General features: G+C 41.8%; 18 protein-coding genes and 1 pseudogene. 12 read left to right on the top strand and 7 right to left on the bottom strand.

Annotated features, from left to right (window positions below; translation table 11 throughout):
• The first annotated feature begins 16 nt into the window (after positions 1-16).
• The 8 genes from F0361_RS15680 to F0361_RS15645 are packed head-to-tail and all read left to right on the top strand — an operon-like array spanning position 17 to position 5719.
• A complete protein-coding gene (locus tag F0361_RS15680) occupies positions 17-301 on the top strand; it encodes a DUF427 domain-containing protein (protein ID WP_154920021.1) in 285 nt (94 codons plus the stop codon).
• A gap of 12 nt (positions 302-313) precedes the next feature.
• Positions 314-706 carry a hypothetical protein gene (locus F0361_RS15675; protein ID WP_154920019.1) on the top strand — a complete coding sequence of 131 codons (393 nt, stop codon included), beginning with the start codon at positions 314-316 and terminating at the stop codon, positions 704-706.
• An 8-nt stretch (positions 707-714) separates the two neighbouring features.
• A complete protein-coding gene (locus F0361_RS15670) occupies positions 715-1230 on the top strand; it encodes a peptide-methionine (S)-S-oxide reductase (protein WP_154920318.1) in 516 nt (171 codons plus the stop codon).
• A gap of 2 nt (positions 1231-1232) precedes the next feature.
• On the top strand, positions 1233-2453 hold the full coding sequence (locus F0361_RS15665) for a bifunctional alpha/beta hydrolase/OsmC family protein (RefSeq protein WP_154920017.1): 1221 nt from the start codon (positions 1233-1235) through the stop codon (positions 2451-2453).
• 60 nt (positions 2454-2513) lie between these two features.
• Positions 2514-2789, top strand: a complete 276-nt coding sequence (locus F0361_RS15660) for a hypothetical protein (protein ID WP_154920015.1) — start codon at positions 2514-2516, stop codon at positions 2787-2789.
• 14 nt (positions 2790-2803) lie between these two features.
• Positions 2804-4492, top strand: a complete 1689-nt coding sequence (locus tag F0361_RS15655) for a glutamine--tRNA ligase/YqeY domain fusion protein (RefSeq protein WP_154920013.1) — start codon at positions 2804-2806, stop codon at positions 4490-4492.
• Complete coding sequence (gene gap / locus F0361_RS15650; protein WP_154920011.1) at positions 4493-5482, top strand: type I glyceraldehyde-3-phosphate dehydrogenase; 990 nt, start codon at positions 4493-4495, stop codon at positions 5480-5482. It begins immediately after the preceding gene.
• Between the two features lie 30 nt (positions 5483-5512).
• Positions 5513-5719 (top strand): hypothetical protein, encoded by a 207-nt coding sequence (locus F0361_RS15645; protein WP_154920009.1) that lies wholly within the window; start codon positions 5513-5515, stop codon positions 5717-5719.
• Positions 5720-5951: 232 nt separating this feature from the next.
• On the opposite strand, the pseudogene F0361_RS15640 reads toward F0361_RS15645, so the two are convergent.
• From F0361_RS15640 to mnmE, 3 genes and pseudogenes are all read right to left on the bottom strand, one after another.
• Positions 5952-6200 (bottom strand): annotated as a pseudogene (locus F0361_RS15640) (transposase); the annotation flags it as partial.
• A 46-nt stretch (positions 6201-6246) separates the two neighbouring features.
• Complete coding sequence (locus F0361_RS15635) at positions 6247-7377, bottom strand: tyrosine-type recombinase/integrase (RefSeq protein ID WP_154920007.1); 1131 nt, start codon at positions 7375-7377, stop codon at positions 6247-6249.
• A 182-nt stretch (positions 7378-7559) separates the two neighbouring features.
• Positions 7560-8966, bottom strand: a complete 1407-nt coding sequence (gene mnmE, locus F0361_RS15630) for a tRNA uridine-5-carboxymethylaminomethyl(34) synthesis GTPase MnmE (protein ID WP_154920005.1) — start codon at positions 8964-8966, stop codon at positions 7560-7562.
• Between the two features lie 292 nt (positions 8967-9258).
• Here mnmE and F0361_RS15625 point away from each other — a divergent pair, with 292 nt between their 5' ends.
• Positions 9259-9669, top strand: coding sequence for a hemagglutinin (locus F0361_RS15625; RefSeq protein WP_154920003.1), 411 nt, complete (start codon positions 9259-9261; stop codon positions 9667-9669).
• A 72-nt stretch (positions 9670-9741) separates the two neighbouring features.
• Positions 9742-10107 carry a DUF4870 domain-containing protein gene (locus tag F0361_RS15620; protein WP_154920001.1) on the top strand — a complete coding sequence of 122 codons (366 nt, stop codon included), beginning with the start codon at positions 9742-9744 and terminating at the stop codon, positions 10105-10107.
• Between the two features lie 66 nt (positions 10108-10173).
• Here the strand turns inward: F0361_RS15620 and dnaN are convergent, their stop codons facing one another.
• Both dnaN and F0361_RS15610 read right to left on the bottom strand, forming a co-directional pair.
• A complete protein-coding gene (dnaN, locus tag F0361_RS15615; protein ID WP_154920000.1) occupies positions 10174-11292 on the bottom strand; it encodes a DNA polymerase III subunit beta in 1119 nt (372 codons plus the stop codon).
• Positions 11293-11571: 279 nt separating this feature from the next.
• Positions 11572-12402 (bottom strand): SAM hydrolase/SAM-dependent halogenase family protein, encoded by an 831-nt coding sequence (locus F0361_RS15610; RefSeq protein ID WP_154919999.1) that lies wholly within the window; start codon positions 12400-12402, stop codon positions 11572-11574.
• Positions 12403-12531: 129 nt separating this feature from the next.
• Here F0361_RS15610 and F0361_RS15605 point away from each other — a divergent pair, with 129 nt between their 5' ends.
• Positions 12532-13485: a PhoH family protein gene (locus tag F0361_RS15605; RefSeq protein WP_138258321.1), complete on the top strand. Its 954-nt coding sequence runs from the start codon at positions 12532-12534 to the stop codon at positions 13483-13485.
• 5 nt (positions 13486-13490) lie between these two features.
• Positions 13491-14444, top strand: coding sequence for a phosphoribosylaminoimidazolesuccinocarboxamide synthase (locus F0361_RS15600; RefSeq protein WP_154919998.1), 954 nt, complete (start codon positions 13491-13493; stop codon positions 14442-14444).
• Here the strand turns inward: F0361_RS15600 and F0361_RS15595 are convergent, their stop codons facing one another.
• Complete coding sequence (locus F0361_RS15595) at positions 14445-15095, bottom strand: 3'-5' exonuclease (protein WP_154919997.1); 651 nt, start codon at positions 15093-15095, stop codon at positions 14445-14447.
• The gene (locus tag F0361_RS15590) at positions 15095-17011 is read right to left on the bottom strand and encodes a DUF294 nucleotidyltransferase-like domain-containing protein (RefSeq protein ID WP_154919996.1); all 1917 of its coding nucleotides are present in this window, start codon (positions 17009-17011) and stop codon (positions 15095-15097) included. Before F0361_RS15590 ends, F0361_RS15595 begins: the two co-directional genes overlap by 1 nt.
• Between the last annotated feature and the right edge of the window lie 162 nt (positions 17012-17173).

Here is a 17173-nt window from a genome sequence, read left to right as displayed (position 1 = left end):
TTCAAAAGTAGAAACTATGAAAGCAATTTGGAACGATCAAGTCATCGCAGAAAGCGATAACACCGTAGTCATTGAGGGAAATCACTATTTCCCCCCGGAAAGTATTAAGAAAGAATTCTTTAAATCAAGCGACTTTCACAGCACCTGCCCATGGAAGGGTCAGGCATCCTATTACAGTTTGGAAGTAAACGGAAAGGAGAATGCCGATGCAGCTTGGTACTATAAGAATCCCTCGGAATTGGCCAAAGGCATCAAGGACCATGTCGCTTTTTGGAAAGGCGTTGAAGTTATTGAATCCTAGAATCCTAAGAGAATGTACGAATGGTATTTGCCCATTACGATTTTGCCTGGTCTGGGAATGTTGATTCTCTCGACAACTAGTCAGATGATGACCTTGAGCGCGGAAATCAGTTCGTTGCTGCAAGAAAAGTGTTCACCGTTCCAACACAACATTTCAGATCAGAAAATCAAGCAATTGGGGCGATTGACCCGCGCTTCCGTTCTGTTATATCTGGCTGCGGGGCTTTATGTTTTATCGGGAATCCTTGGTGCCGTAAAGCAAACCATATCGCATTATAACCTTTCGAGCCTTAGCTTATATATAGGTACGCTTCTGGTGCTTTTGGCTCTGGGACTATTGATTTGGTACGCCTTTAGGGCGGTGGGTATACGAATGCAACAGCATGAGCACAACCATAATTTGTGAAATCAGGAGTGGATAAATTAGCGAAAATAGGATTTGGCGGAGGATGCCATTGGTGCACCGAGGCGGTATTTCAATCGTTGAAGGGTGTAGAAAAAGTGGAGCAAGGCTGGATTGCTTCCGAGGGAATGTACAGTTCGTTTTCCGAAGCGGTCATCGTACATTTTTATCCAGAGATAATTCCGTTGGAAATACTTATTGAAGTGCATTTGCGAACGCATAAAAGTACGTCGGACCATAGCATGCGTGAAAAATACCGTTCTGCCATATATGTGTTTTCAGTAGCGCAGCAAAATAAGGTCGATTCGATTTTAAAGCCCTTGCAATCTGAATTCGATGATGCTCTGATTACCAAGACATTGCCCTACAAAGCATTCAAGCCTTCTGAAGAAAATTTTAGGGACTATTACTATAAAAATCCTGAAAAACCTTTTTGCGAGAACTTTATCAACCCTAAGTTGAAGTTGCTTTTAAGTTCTTACAATGCCTACACCAAAACCGAAGAATTAACCCATTTAAGTAAATAACTATGAACGTTAAACTCAAGATACCTAATAGAAAAGGACACGAATTGCATGCGCTTTTGGAACTTCCTGCCAATCAGAAACCGAATCGATATGCCATATTCTCACATTGTTTTGCCTGCAGCAGCAATATGACGGCTGTTCGGAATATTACCAGAACTTTGACCAATTATGGGTTTGGGGTCATACGGTTTGATTTTACGGGCCTTGGAAGAAGTCAGGGCGAATTCGCAGAAAGCCATTTTTCTGCCAACGTCAACGATATTATTGATGTTCATAATTATATAAAGGAAACCTATAAGGCACCGGAGTTATTGATTGGGCATTCGTTGGGAGGTTCGGCTTCGATCATGGCGGCTTCAAGAATTCAAGATATCAAGGCTGTTGCCACCATCGGTTCTCCTTCGAACATTGAGCATACCAAAAAACAATTTGAATCCGGTTTGGAAGATGTAAAGTCATACGGTAAGGCCGAAGTTGAATTAGGGGGGCGACCATTCATCATAGATTCCGACTTTGTCGAGGATTTCAGCAATACCGATTTGCTCGATGTAACCAAAAAACTCAGGAAACCCATTTTGATAATGCATTCCCCACAGGATAGGATTGTTAAACCCGACCATGCCCATAATCTTTTTGTCGCGGCATTCCATCCTAAAAGTTTCGTAACACTTGATGGTGCCGACCATTTGCTTACCAATAAGAACGACAGTATGTATATTGGCAACGTTATCGGGGCTTGGGTGGAACGCTATTTTGAGCCAATGGAAAACAAGATGTTGGAACCGGAAGGAGAGCAGCTCGTGGCCCACCTCGATTTGACCGAGAACAATTTTACTACGCAGATGCAGACCAAGCACCATAACATGATCGCTGACGAGCCTGGTTCGGTCGGGGGGGATAATTATGGACCTGGACCATACGATTATCTGACCGCCGCCATCGCATCGTGCACGGCCATGACCGTAAAATTGTACGCAGAAAGAAAAGAATGGGACCTAAGGGAAGTGTACGTGTATATCACACATTCAAAAAAACATACCGATGAACTTCAAGGCGACTTTGAAAATCCGGGAAGAATCGATCATATCAACAAAAAATTGAAATTCATTGGCGATTTGACCACCGAGCAAAAAGAGAAGTTGAAGGATATAGCTTCACGTTGTCCTGTACATAAGACTGTTGCGAGCGAGGTTCATTTTGACACCGAAGTGCTAGCGGAATGATAGGGAATTGAATTTACCTTCATCGCATTGTTTAAAGATGTTAACACCAAAACTTTTTATATGGGACTAATTGAAAACATAAAAACTTATTTCAAGAAAAAACAGAACAATGAAGAAACAGGTGCAGCACCCGAAGGAGTATGCCCGAATTGTTGGGGCCGCTATGAATATGATGGCGAGTACTACAAATTCATGAAGGGACAAAACGGGAATCCGAGTAAGGAGACCTACAACAGTTTCGTGGCCGATGTCGCCAGAAAATTGGATAAGATTACCATTAAGGAAAATACGTTTACGTGCGAGACCTGTAAGGTGAACTATGCGCATAATCATTAAGGCACCATATCTAAATGGCAAATAGTACCAACCAAAAAACCTCCAATTTTTTGGAAGAACAGGTTGTCCATGATTTGGATACCGGTCTCAAAGTGGATAGCTTAAAATTTCGGTTTCCGCCAGAACCTAATGGGTATCTACATATTGGGCATGCGGCTTCTTTGTTCTTGAACTTTGGGTTGGCGTTGAAGTATAACGCCCCGATATATTTGAGGTTTGATGACACCAATCCCACCCAGGAAGAACAAAAGTTTGTCGATGCCATTAAAGAGGATATCAAATGGTTGGGCTTCAAATGGAGCGAAGAGCGCTACACCTCGGACTATTTTCAGCAATTGTACGACTGGGCTATACTTTTAATAAAAAAGGGTAAAGCTTATGTTGATGATCAAACCTCGGAAGAAATAGCCGAACAGAAAGGAACCCCCACGAACATGGGCAAAAACAGCCCATACAGAAATCGTACGCCCGAGGAAAACTTTGATTTGTTCCAGCGAATGAAATTGGGCGAGTTTCTTGAAGGGGCAAGAGTGTTACGTGCCAAAATAGACATGGCCTCGCCAAACATGCTCATGCGCGACCCCATAATGTACCGCATCGTAAATAAGGCCCACCATAGAACGGGTAACGATTGGCATATTTATCCAATGTACGATTGGGCACATGGACAATCCGATTTTATAGAGGGGATTTCACATTCACTTTGCACCTTGGAGTTCGGGTCGCATAGAGAGTTATATGATTGGTTCATAAATCAGATTAATATCGAAAAAGAATTAGTTCCACACCAGTTTGAATTTGCTCGACGAAATTTAAGTTATACCGTATTGAGCAAGCGAAAATTAGGGGAATTGGTCGAAAAAGGTCTCGTTTCAGGTTGGGATGATCCAAGAATGCCCACAATTGCCGGATTAAGACGAAGAGGCTATACGCCTAACTCGATAAAATCATTCAGCGAGAAAGCGGGCATCTCAAAACGCGACAATGTCTCCGACATTGCATTGTTGGAGCACAGTATCAGGGAAGAACTCAATGCAACCGCACAGCGTGTCATGGTTGTCGTAAACCCAATAAAACTAACCATCACTAATTATGATAAGGAGAAAGAAATTCTGGAAATAGAAAATAATCCTGAAAATCCACAATCTGGTTTCAGAAAAGTAACATTTTCCAAGGAATTGATTATCGAGCAAGAGGACTTTAAAGAACATGCCAATCGCAAGTTTTTTAGATTGACATTGGGTAAGGAAGTTCGATTAAAAGGAGCGTATATCATTAAAGCCAACGAAGTGGTAAAAGACAGCAAAGGCAAAATAACCGAGATTAAGTGTACCTACGACCCCAAAAGTAAGAGTGGCAGCAATACAGAAGAAAGTAAACGCAAGGTAAAAGGCACGCTGCATTGGGTGAGTATGAAGCATTCGGTCGGTATTGAAGTTCGTAATTATGACAGATTGTTCAATGACCCGATGCCCGAAGGACACGAAGGAAAAGATTTTATGGAATTTCTAAACCCAACTTCGCTTACAGTCAACAAAAAAGCGCTTGCTGAATCATCCGTTGAGAAGGCCGAAATAGGAGACAGATATCAGTTTCAAAGACTAGGATATTATAGAGTAGATGAAAATAGTAACGCTAGTAATCTGGTTTTCAATAAAACCGTATCATTAAAATCAAGTTTTAACCCTAAAAATACATTGTAAATGAAAATAGCAATAAACGGCATGGGCCGAATCGGCCGTGCGGCGTTAAAAATTATCAACGAAACCCCTGGACTCGAGGTCGTCGCCGTGAACGATTTGGTGTCTGCCGAAAACATCGCATATCTATTAAAATACGACACGGTCTATGGTGTTTATGAAAAGGAAGTCAGCAGTACGGAGGACACGCTGATAGTTGATGGAAAGTCAATCAAATTTTACTCCATTCGAAATCCCGAAGAATTGCCTTGGAAAGACAACGGTGTCGATGTGGTCATCGAAAGCACAGGGGTCTTTACAAAGAGCGAGGATCTCGACAAACATATCTCTGCTGGAGCCAAGACTGTGGTACTCTCAGCACCTACTAAAGATACTGATATGCCTACAATCGTTCATGGCGTAAACACTTCGGATGGAGGTGTAAATGCCTTTTCATGTGCCAGTTGCACCACCAATAATATCAGCCCGATAATGGAAATTCTGGGACGTAGAATCGGGGTCAAAAAGGCTATCATGACCACCATTCATGCCTATACCGCATCTCAGGGAATGGTCGATAGTCCCTCAAAAAAGAATTTCCGTTTGGGCAGGGCAGGAGCGGCGAATATCATTCCGACTACTACAGGAGCGGCCATTGCCACAACCTTGGTCATTCCTGAATTGGAGAAAAAGTTTGATGGGGTCGCCGTACGAGTACCTATTCCCGTGGGTTCCTTATCGGATATGACACTGGTATTGGAACGGGAAGTAAGCGTGGCAGAAGTCAATGCTATTTTAAAAGAAGAGGCTGCTTCAGCAAGATACAAAGAGGTACTCTCGGTAACCAACGACCCAATCGTGTCTTCCGATATCGTAAAAAGTCCGTATGCATCGACCGTTGACCTGAGCATGACCAAGGTGGTCGATGGCGACTTATTAAAAATCATGACCTGGTACGACAATGAATGGGGATTCACCAATCAGATGGTAAGGGAGGTTGTTAAATTGGGTTAGAATCAAAACTTCTTTTAAAGAGTGTGGTTCATGGACGCTACTCAACTTGCTTTGCTGGAATACGATTCTTACTTGAGTCTTGAGGTTTTGGAAAAGAGAACCAACGAACTAAGGCATGTGGTTATTTCGCGAAACGCATATGGGGGTGGCAATCTTGACATTGAAAACCGAATATTTGAACATTATGAAGATTATTCTGAATTGATTTCCTTCTTTTCGTTGAGGTTTAAGATGTGATATTTTAAAGTTGTACTGGCAATCCGTTTTAACTATTTAATTCAGAAATCACATTTGTCTAGGGTATTAACTGAACTCTGTCCGAAAAAAGATTTAAGTTTTACTTTTGTTCAAACAGAGTCATGACAAAAAAGAACAAACAGAATTTGAAAGGAAGGTGCCTGATTAATTCATGTGACACTATTCCGATACGTGTGTAAGTTAAAATTGGCAGGGGTTGGGTTTTTTTGCGCCTGACCCTTTTTTCATGAATAGTAAGGAACTGGTTAAAAATGATGCCTGAGTTCCCGAGGGGCATCGACCATTTTTTGGCCGCTTCCATTATAGTCAAATATACGGATTTCATCACAGCATCATCGGTCGGGAAGGAGGGTTTATTCTCGGTTTACTTTCTTATCTTGCCGTTCAGGTTCTCGATTGGGTTGGTGATATAGATGATTTTGCCAATCTCCAGAGGGAACTCGAAAAAAGGGACTATCTCAAATAGACCTTTTACGGGACACTTTTGAAATCAATTCAGGTAGAATTTATCCCATATCCAATTCAGGAATCATATTAGCGGCCTCTTTCATCTTCCTATCAATGATTTTAGTGTAGATTTCAGTAGTTCGGATTTCTCGATGTCCCAAACGTTTTGAAACCGTATAAATATCAGCTCCATTTTCAAGTAATAGAACCGCATTCGTATGTCTGGCACTGTGAAAAGTAATGTGCTTGGTTATTCCTGCCTTCATGCACCATCGAAGAATTTCAGTGTTATAAACCGCCCCATATTTTAAGCCTTTAAAAACCCTTTCATTGTTATGGGCTCTTTTCCCTAGCAAATCTCTTGCCTGTACAGAAATATAGAGGTATTCAAGCCCATCGGTCTTTTTTTGTCTAAAGATGACTCTCGAAGCCTCATCCTCGTCTCTTACTTCGGCCCAAGTCAATTTATTGATGTCGCTCCATCGCAATCCAGTAAGACAGCTGAATATAAAAGCATTCTTAAGAATGGGATATTTACAATCGGTTCGTGTTAAGGCTTGTAATTCAGAATAGGTCAAATATTCTCGTTGCGATTCCGCTTGTTCAAAACCTTTGACCGACTTGATTACATTGGTATCAATATAGTTCTCATTATAGGCTTCCCTGAGGGCAGCCTTGAGTTTATTGAAGTAGGTGTATTTAGAATTTTGGGATAGGGGAGTGTTGCTTTTCGTTTTGGCCTTGGTATCTAAATACCTTCTAAATCCTCTAACGAAATCCGTATCAATATCCTTTAATTGAATATGTGAGGGAGCATATTTTTTTAAGTGTTTAAAGGCAGCATCCCAGTTCCCATAATTTCCTTTGGATTCGTAACGTTCTTCTTGCAACGTTTTATAGAAATCAAAAAGAAGGATATTCCCCTTTTTATTGTCCTTTAGTTTGTACTTGCCTTGATAAAATTCTGATTTACGTATAGCCAGTATTTTTTCAGCCAATTCATAAACCTCCTTGTTCTTTCTTTTTTCATCTGGCGTCGACGGATGTTCCAAAGGGTACATTTTCAAATACTCAAAATCCCTGTTGTACTTGTTGATTCCGTTCTTGTCAATAAAGTGGCCCTTATAGTATTCTATAAAAAGACTCAACTTTCCATTTTTAATCTTTTTGCTTTTAAGACTTATTTTCATTTCGAGGTGAAATTTTTTCACCTCGAATATCAAAAATAGTATTGAGGTGAAAATTAGGTGAAATAAATGTATGAAAATAGGTTATTAAAAGAAACGATGAAAAGAAATAGTTTTCAACAACTTACTGATAATCAATTAAATGAAATCAAATGAATATAAATGAAATTAGAAAATCAACTTATTTATTTCCCGATACAGAAATTGGCAAAAATATTTCCCAATAACTCGTCATTGGTGACTTCCCCGGTTATTTCCCCAAGGTGATAAAGGGTTTCCTTTACATCGATGGCCATAAGGTCGCTTGAGAGCTCCTCCGTTAGGCCCATCTGGACTTTTTCGATGGACTCCAAGGCCCTTAATAGGGAGTCGTAATGGCGGCTATTGGTTATGATGGTCTCATTGTTTCGTAAAGCCCCGGTATTTACAAAATTCAACAATCGGTTTTGCAAATCCTCTACTCCTTTTCCCGTTTTTGCCGATATAAAATGGACTTCCTGCAATGTTTCGCCAATACTGGAAATTTCATTCTCCGATAGCATATCGGATTTATTAATCAACAGCAAAAAGGGTTTCGAAGGACTTTTACTTCGGATTTTTTCTGCTTCGGCCTGGATTTGTCGGAGTTTTTCATCCAAGGAAGTACCTGAATGTAAAGTGCTACCGTCCACTAGAAGAATTACGACCTGTGACTGTTCAATTTTTTCGAACGTCTTTTTAATGCCGATACTTTCTACGATATCCTCGGTTTCACGTATGCCTGCCGTATCGATAAACCGAAAACCTATTCCGCCAATATTGATTTCGTCCTCTATGCTATCCCTTGTGGTACCCGCAATATCCGAAACGATGGCTCGCTCCTCGTTGAGCAGTGCATTCAACAGCGTAGATTTGCCCACGTTCGGTTCCCCTACAATGGCCACGGGGATGCCGTTTTTGATTACATTGCCCACGGCAAAGGAATTTACAAGTCTTTTCAAAACTTCCTGAATCCGGTTCACCAAGGATTTGAATTGGGTACGGTCCGCAAACTCAACATCCTCTTCGGCAAAGTCGAGTTCCAATTCTATCAAGGAAGCAAAGTTCAACAGTTGTTCGCGTAACTTCTGGATTTCGTTACTGAACCCGCCCCGCATCTGTTGCATGGCGATTTGATGGTTGGCTTCATTGTCGGAGGCTATAAGGTCGGCAACGGCTTCGGCCTGACTCAAATCCATCTTGCCGTTCAGAAAGGCCTGCAAGGTGAATTCTCCGGCTTCTGCCATTCGGCAGCCGTTTCGTAAAAAAAGCTGAATGATTTCCTGCTGAATGTAGGGCGACCCGTGACAGGATATTTCAGCAACGTTTTCGCCGGTGTAGGAATTGGGACCTTTAAAGACGGAAACTAGGACTTCATCCAGAATCTTGTTGCCATCAACAATGTGCCCCAAATGAATGGTATGTGTTTTTTGTGTCTCCAGGTTTTTACCGCTAACGGATTTGAATAGCTTGGAGGTAATGGTAATCGCTTCTTTTCCTGAAACCCTAATAACGGCAATGGCTCCAGCCCCTGAGGCGGTCGCTAACGCTACTATGGTCTCATCTCTTTTCATTCGTTTAAAATTAGGTCAATAGACTGATTATTAAATACTTACTTTTGTAAAAGTACTGAACTTGCTATACCAAATCCCTTGCTAAGGGTTTCATGCCGCAAAAATAATCAATTAAAAAGTAGTCTTCCCTTGATTTTTAAATGACGCTTTTTATTAGTACATTCAAATGACGGCATTAATGAACACAACTATGAAATGAGCCATAACAAGTCTTGATATCCATCGAGATGTCCCGATAGCTATCGGGATGGCTAATTAAAGCTGACCTATGAAAAACAATAAAAATAAACAGATGAAAATCGGATTTACATGCATTCTCTTAGTATTTACGTCCCTATTTTCCGTGTACGCACAGGAGGCAACAATGCCTACCGAATCCGTTTTGGAAAGGGAGCGGCAAAAGGAATTAAAGGAAGTTAAGCGAAAGGTCGATAAAAGGGAAAAAAAGGAGAAAAAGGAAGCGCGTCTTGAAAAAGAGGCGGAAGAAGCGGAAAAGCTAAAGAAAAAAATAGCATCCACGGAAAAGGGTATTTCCAAAATGGAAAAACAGCTGCAATCCATTCAGGAGAAAATGGAAAAGGACCTACAAAGAGGGAAGCTCTCCCCAAATGATATTGAAAAACTGAACAAGAAAATAGAAAAGTTGAATACGAAGCTCCTGAAGGAGGGCAAAAAACTGGAAAAGCTGGAACGGAAGAAATAGGGACACGCATTGTAACAAATCCGCTTTTTAAGCGTCCTATAGGTAATTATTCATCTTAAAATCAATCAAAAAATGGAAGTAGTAAATCAAAATATAGCTTTACGGGAGGATAGGAACCTTTTGGTGGTTGCACATCTAAGTCAGTATCTGGATTACATTACAGGTTTTGGCGGACTCATTGTTCCTTTGGTATTATGGTTAAGCACAAAGGATTCCGTCATTGGAATGAACGAACATGGTAAGGCCATTATCAATCTGCAGCTCAGTCTAATTCTTTATGTCATCATTGGAATACCAGCTATTTTGCTTTTAGGGGCCGGTATCCTACTTTTGGTCTTCGCTGGAATCCTATCTTTTTTAATGCCGATAGTAAATGCGGTCAAAGCTGCCAATGGCGAAGCCCCCAGTCATTTTGGGACGATACGATTTATATCATAACATAATAAAAAGAATAAAAAAGGGAGCCAAACTTGGCTCCCTTTTTAGTTTCCATGTTTTTTAGAATCAGTTGTTCAACATCACCGGCATGACCAACATGGTTACATTCTCACCTTCGTCCAAACCGTCAATAGGCGTTAAGATTCCAGCGCGATTCGGTAAGCTCATTTCAAGGGCAACCTCATCCGAGCCAAGATTGTTCAACATCTCTATCAAAAATCGGGAATTGAACCCTATCTGCATATCGTCTCCCTGATAGGAACAGGTCAACCGTTCTTCGGCCTTATTGGAATAATCGAGGTCCTCTGCGGAAATATTCAATTCGGCCCCGGCAATCTTAAGCCTGATTTGGTGCGTTGTCTTATTTGAGAATATGGAAACCCTTTTGACCGAGCTCAAAAACTGGTTTCTTGCTATGGTCAATTTGTTAGGGTTTTCCTTGGGGATTACCGCTTCGTAATTGGGGTATTTACCATCGATCAAACGACAAATCAGTTCCGTATCGTCAAACGTAAATTTGGCATTGCTTTCGTTGTATTCGATAAGGACATCGGATTCGCTTCCTGCCAAAATGCCCTTTAATAGGGTAAGCGGCTTTTTGGGCATGATGAATTCCGCAACTTCGGAAGCCGAAACGTCTTCTCGTTGGTATTTTACCAATTTATGGGCATCAGTGGCCACAAAGGTTAGGTTCTCCGTAGAAAACTGAAAAAATACCCCGCTCATAACCGGACGTAAATCGTCGTTGCCCGCTGCAAAAATCGTTTTATTGATGGCGGTTGCAAGAATATCGCCCAACAAGGTAGTTGAACTTGGGTTTGTAAGCTCTACGGCTTTTGGGAACTCGGCACCATCGGCATAGGCCAAGGCATATTTGCCGTGGTTGGAACTGATTTCCACCGTGTTGTTATCCGCCACGATAAAGGTCAGCGGTTGTTCCGGAAAGGTCTTTAAGGTTTCCAATAGCAATCTTGCCGGAACCGCTATGGTTCCTTCATTGTCTGAATCCACGTTCAAAACGGAACTCATGGTGGTCTCCAGGTCCGAGGCAGAAACCGTTAGTTTATTCTTGTTCAGATCGAACAGGAAATTGTCCAAAATAGGCAGGGTATTGCTATTGTTTATAACACCACCCAATATTTGAAGTTGCTTTAATAAATACGTACTGGAGACAATAAATTTCATTGGTCGTTCTATGTTTTGTTTCAATCCGAAAGGCCCTATAAACCTAAAGGAAAATGCCGATTAAGTTGGCGCTTTTGCTATCAAACAAAGATATTTTAAATGCTTATTTATCGGAAACAAACTTATCAACAGTCGGGCAAGGGCACCTCTAACTTTATTTTCCCGTTTTATGGGGGTTGACTAGGTGTTTTGGCGAAAAATGGGGACGGAGTTATTAACTATGTGCATCTCTAGAAGGCCGATTAAGAAAATCTTTAGGCAAGACGTCGGCTTATCGGATTATAAAAAATCGATCATAATAGTGTCCCTGTAATCAAGCCCCAAAAGGGTGGATGCTCCGCCCACCGTTTTAAGGTTACTTTTGTAAATGGCGAGTTCTATATAATCCGATGAATTGAAAAGCGCCAACAAATCACCATCACCCTTTCGTTTGCTTTTTTCAATGGAAAAATCAATAATGTCGTTATAGGCCTTGTGTATTTTTTTGATTTTGTGGTTCCGCACCAATAGCTCAAAATCGCGTCCTTTTCTGTAGGCTTCAAAAAGATGTTTTTGGATATTGGTGACAACGTTGCCGTAGTTGTCTATATAAATGACACTTCCAATAATTTTCTTGCCATCGTCCACGATTCGCGGCATGAATTCCCGCAAATCCTTGAGATCGTTGAAAGGCTTGCCCACGACCTCCAAAGTACCGCCCCGGGCGATATGGCATGCTACCTGAACGAAGACACTTAACACCGGAAAGGAACCGTGCAAGGAATCGGGAATGTTGATCTCTACGACTTTATCCGGTTTGATTTCTGAAGTTATAAGTCCAATGACACCTGTATTCGCACTGACAAAATAGTGGCCGTTGATTAGAACCACAATGTGCTGGTTTTCTTGGGTAGCCTCTGAGTCTACGCCCACTATATGAATGGAGCCTTTGGGAAAACTATTGTAGGAGTTTTTTAGGATGTAGGCGCATTCCTGAATATTGAACGGTGCAACGTCATGGGAAATATCAACAATTTTGGCATCGGGCAATTCGCTGTAAATAGAACCTTTTAACACCCCAACAAAGTGGTCTTTCAGTCCAAAATCGGTTGTAAGGGTAATGATTGCCATGCAGCAATGTTGATATGTTTTTGGTTAGCCAAACTTAATTTTTGCTTAAATTTGATATACAAAATTAAACAAAAAAATAGCCGAGCGAAATTAAACTTGACTCATTTAAAATCTTCAAAATCCCACTGTTTGAACGAAATTATATTAGAACTCACCGAAGTTAGTCCAAGAGAGTTTTTTGGGCAACAAAATGAAAATATAGAACTACTTAAAAAGTATTTTCCCAAATTAAAAATAGTTGCCCGTGGCAACAAAATAAAGGCCTACGGGGACGAGGACCAACTTGAGGAATTCGATAAGCGTTTTGATATGCTTACGGAGCATTTCATCAAGTACAATAAACTGGACGAAAATAGCATTGAGCGCGTACTTACCAGTGGCGATTCCAAGGATTACACAGGGCCGGAGAACAGCGGTGAAACGCTGGTGCACGGTGTAAGTGGCAGGTTGATCAAGGCACAGACTGTCAATCAGCGTAGGTTGGTGGATGCGGCCAGAAAGAACGATATGGTTTTTGCCATTGGGCCTGCCGGAACAGGGAAAACCTACACCGGAGTGGCACTTGCGGTAAAGGCATTGAAGGAAAAGCAGGTACGTAGGATCATCCTGACCAGACCTGCGGTGGAAGCAGGGGAAAATCTTGGATTTTTACCAGGGGACCTAAAAGAAAAACTGGATCCCTACATGCAGCCCTTGTACGATGCGCTCAGGGATATGATCCCGGCGGAAAAGTTGGCCCATTACATCGAAAACGGTACCATACAGATTGCTCCCATGGCCTTTATGCGCGGGCGGACCTTGGATGATGCCTTTGTAATTTTGGACGAGGCCCAGAACACCACGCACGCACAGATGAAAATGTTCTTGACGCGTATGGGTCGAAACGCCAAGTTTTTGTTGACCGGTGACCCAGGGCAGATAGACTTGCCCAGAAGGACCATATCCGGATTAAAGGAAGCTTTATTGATCCTTCAAAACGTAGAAGGCATAGAAATTATTTATTTGGACGATAAGGACGTCATTCGCCATAAACTGGTCAAGAAGGTGATTGAGGCTTACAAAACCATTGAACATCAAAATTAAAGGGCATGCCGAATACCATTTTTGATACCAATTTCAAATTCCCCGGACAAAAAAGTGTTTACAAAGGAAAGGTGCGGGAAGTCTATGCCCTTGAGGATGACCGATTGATTATGATCGCCACGGACAGACTGTCCGCCTTTGATGTGGTAATGCCCAAAGGTATTCCCTTCAAGGGTCAGATTCTGAACCAAATAGCTACCAAAATGATGGCGTCAACAGCGGATATTGTCCCAAATTGGCTGATCGCTACCCCTGATCCAAATGTAGCCATTGGCCATGCCTGTGAGCCTTTCAAGGTAGAAATGGTCATAAGGGGCTACATGTCCGGTCACGCGGCCAGGGAATACAAAGCTGGAAAAAGAGTACTCTGTGGGGTACCGATGCCAGAAGGTCTTAAGGAAAACGATCCGTTTCCCAAGCCGATAATAACTCCGGCGACCAAAGCGGAAATGGGCGATCACGATGAGGATATCTCCAAGGAGGATATTATAAAAAGGGGCATCGTTTCCAAAGCTGATTACGAAGTGCTTGAAAAGTATACGCGGGCACTTTTTCAACGGGGAACGGAAATTGCTGCCAAAAGAGGTCTAATTTTGGTGGATACCAAATACGAATTCGGAAAGACCAAGTATGGCACTATTGTGCTTATTGATGAGATACACACCCCAGATTCTTCCCGGTACTTTTATGCGGAAGGATATCAGGAAAGACAGGATAAAAATGAGCCCCAAAAGCAATTGTCCAAGGAATTTGTAAGGCAGTGGCTTATTTCCAATGGTTTTCAAGGGTTGGAGGGGCAAAAAGTTCCTGAAATGTCGGATGAATATATTACCTCAGTTTCTGAAAGGTATATCGAACTTTACGAAAACATTACGGGCGAGTCCTTTCAAAAGGCCGATACTTCCAATATCCACGAACGGATTGAAAGAAATATTTTGGACTATTTGAAAAATTCCTAATCATTTCAAATTCCTTAAGGACAGTTCCTTTTTTTCCTTGATTTTTACAAGGATTTTTAGAAATGCTAGAGCGGTTATATAGGCATCGCCCAAAGCCGTGTGTCTATCCTTTTTGGATATCAAGAATTTCTCGGCCAAATCATCCAGGGAATAGTGCTCCTTCGGTTGTACGAGATAGGATTTTAGAAGCGTTTTTTTATACAAAACGCCCGTATCCAAATGGGTGTTTTTTAATTTGGGAAGTCCCAATCTTTTGAGCGCGCTATTGATCATGCCTATGTCAAAACCCGCGTGATGTGCCACAATAAAATGGTTTTCCACATAGCCCAGAAATTTTTTCATTGCCGCTTTCTCTGAAATGCAATCTTGCTGTCCATTCCTAAGGATACCATGGATAGGGACGCTTTCTTTATTGAAGGTTTCCTGTGATATGTACACATCCAGGATATCGTCGACATTGATACGATTGCCCTGTATTTTCAAGGCACCAATGGAAAGGATACGGTCGTTTGTCTTGTCAAAGCCTGTGGTTTCCGTATCCAAAACCACAAAGGTGAGCTTGTTGAAGTCCTTCTCCAAGGGCCGTTTGAAGGACTTTACATACGCCTGCCAGTAGTCAGGGTATTTTGAGGAACGATCAAATATGCCCATCAGCCCAAAATATTGGAAACCTTAAAGCGAATGGAAATTACATCCTGTATTTCCTTGATGGCCTTAAAGGTTCGTTTTAACTTCATTTTTTCCTCCTTTGTCAAGGATTCCAACTCGATATACCTGCCGGAGTCGTGGTGGAGCAAGCCCTGTTTTGTTCTAAATTTCAACAGTGCTTTGGTGGCGTAGGAACAGGCCAAATAGAGGTCTTGATTGTTCGGTTCCAACTCTGCCAATTTTTCATAGCGTTCCCACGTATTGCTGATTCCTTTGACAGAATGTGAAAGGATGAGTACGCGTGCCGCATCGATTAGCGGTCGCAACGCCCTGTTTTTTAAGTCGAAGAAGTCCTTGTGCTGTCCGTCCTGTTCCACTAAAAAAGACCTAAAAAAACCGGATGGGGATGGACTCTGCAAGGCTCCGTTGGCAATATGTACCAAGAAAATGGGGTATTTCTTGACGTTGGAAAAAATATAGTCGGACATCTCGTTCAACAATTTCCTTTGCCCATATGCCAAACTATAATCGAAAAAAATGGATGACATCAAAACCTCGTTGGGGCCGGGATTAATGATCCAATAGGATATTTTGTTCTTCCATTCCTTGAGGCTCAGGCACCATTTGGGATTGGATGCCATCATATCCGCCGGGCAATACTCATATCCAATTTTGTTAAGTCCTTTGGTCACTTTTTTGGAAAGTTCCAAAAAATAGGTGGTAGTCTTTGGTAATGCTTCTTCGGGCACATCTTCAAAAACCAGTGCATTGTCCTGATCGGTATGGAGCAATTGTTCGCCTCGTCCCTGACTGCCCAATGCCAGCCACGCAAAGGGTACCGGTGGCGGTGTCTTCATTTTCTCCAAGGAAAGCCTGATTACCTGTTTGATACAGGTGTCGTTCAGTTCAGAAATGATCTTGGAGGTCAGTGCCATTGGAAGGTTCTGGTCCAAATAGCCCCTTAAAAGCATCATTATACTTTTACGAAGTTCCTTTACTTGGTTTATTTTTTTGGCTCTTTTGATGGCCTTTACGATTACGGCCGGATTGTCTCCCAGCGATACCATAATGTCGTTTTTCGAAATAATTCCTACGGATTTACTGTTGGAAGTTCCATCCTTGGTCAAAATAAGGTGGCTTATATCATTTTTCATCATGGCCATTTGGGCCTGTGCAATCGTCATTTTCTCCGGATAGGTAATTAGCGGAGCGGACATAATGTTCCTGACGCTGGCGGTAATGGGAAACGTTCCCGTCACCACCTTGTTTCTTAAATCCTTATCCGTAACGATGCCCACGGGAAGATTGTTCTCGCAGACCAATATGGATCCGATGCGGTTTTTTGTCATTCGCTCCGCCGCTTTTTGTATGGTGGTGTTAGGTCCGCAGGTTATTAATTTTTTGGAATAACGGATGGGCTGAAAATCATCGATGACCAAGTTCCCTTGGGCATTGAGGCTTGTCGATATTCCCGATCTTTCCAGTTTACGCGTTTGGTAGGGATTTCGTAGATTGGATGCGAAACTTTCGGTAAGAAAATTGGAAACCCGCTGGTTGGATTCTGATATGGGCCTAAAAACGGCGATGGGTATCGCATAGAGTATCGATTCTTCGTAGGCCCGGGCCTCCAGTTTGTAATTCTCCTTGGCAATAAGGGGTCTAAGACCAAAAATATCGCCTTCGTCACAATAATCGGTAATGGATTTTACATTTGGATTCGTGAGCTCTATGGCCCCTTTATGCACCACATAGAAATGGGGATGCGCTTCCTCTTCAAATGAGAACACCAAACTTCCCTTTTCCTTATAAATGATGGAAACCTGTTGGGATAGTTCCCCCAAAAGATTTGCATCCATGATATTAAATGGCGGATAGTTTTTTAGAAAATCTGCAACCCGTTCAGAAATTAAGTTTTTCATCTGTTTATTTTTATAATTTGTCATAGGTCAGATGTAATTCGCCAATGACCATTTCAGGGGGTATCAAGAATTGTTATGGTTCATTTCAATCGATTAAAATTAGGTTAACAGATGGATTTTTAAATAGTTTCTTTTGCAGAGGTATTTAACTTGTTTTAATAA

Source organism: Maribacter flavus (genome assembly GCF_008386635.1).
Lineage (GTDB): Bacteria > Bacteroidota > Bacteroidia > Flavobacteriales > Flavobacteriaceae > Maribacter > Maribacter flavus.
Note: the sequence above shows the minus strand (reverse complement) of the source record. Positions and strands in the feature narration are given on the sequence as shown.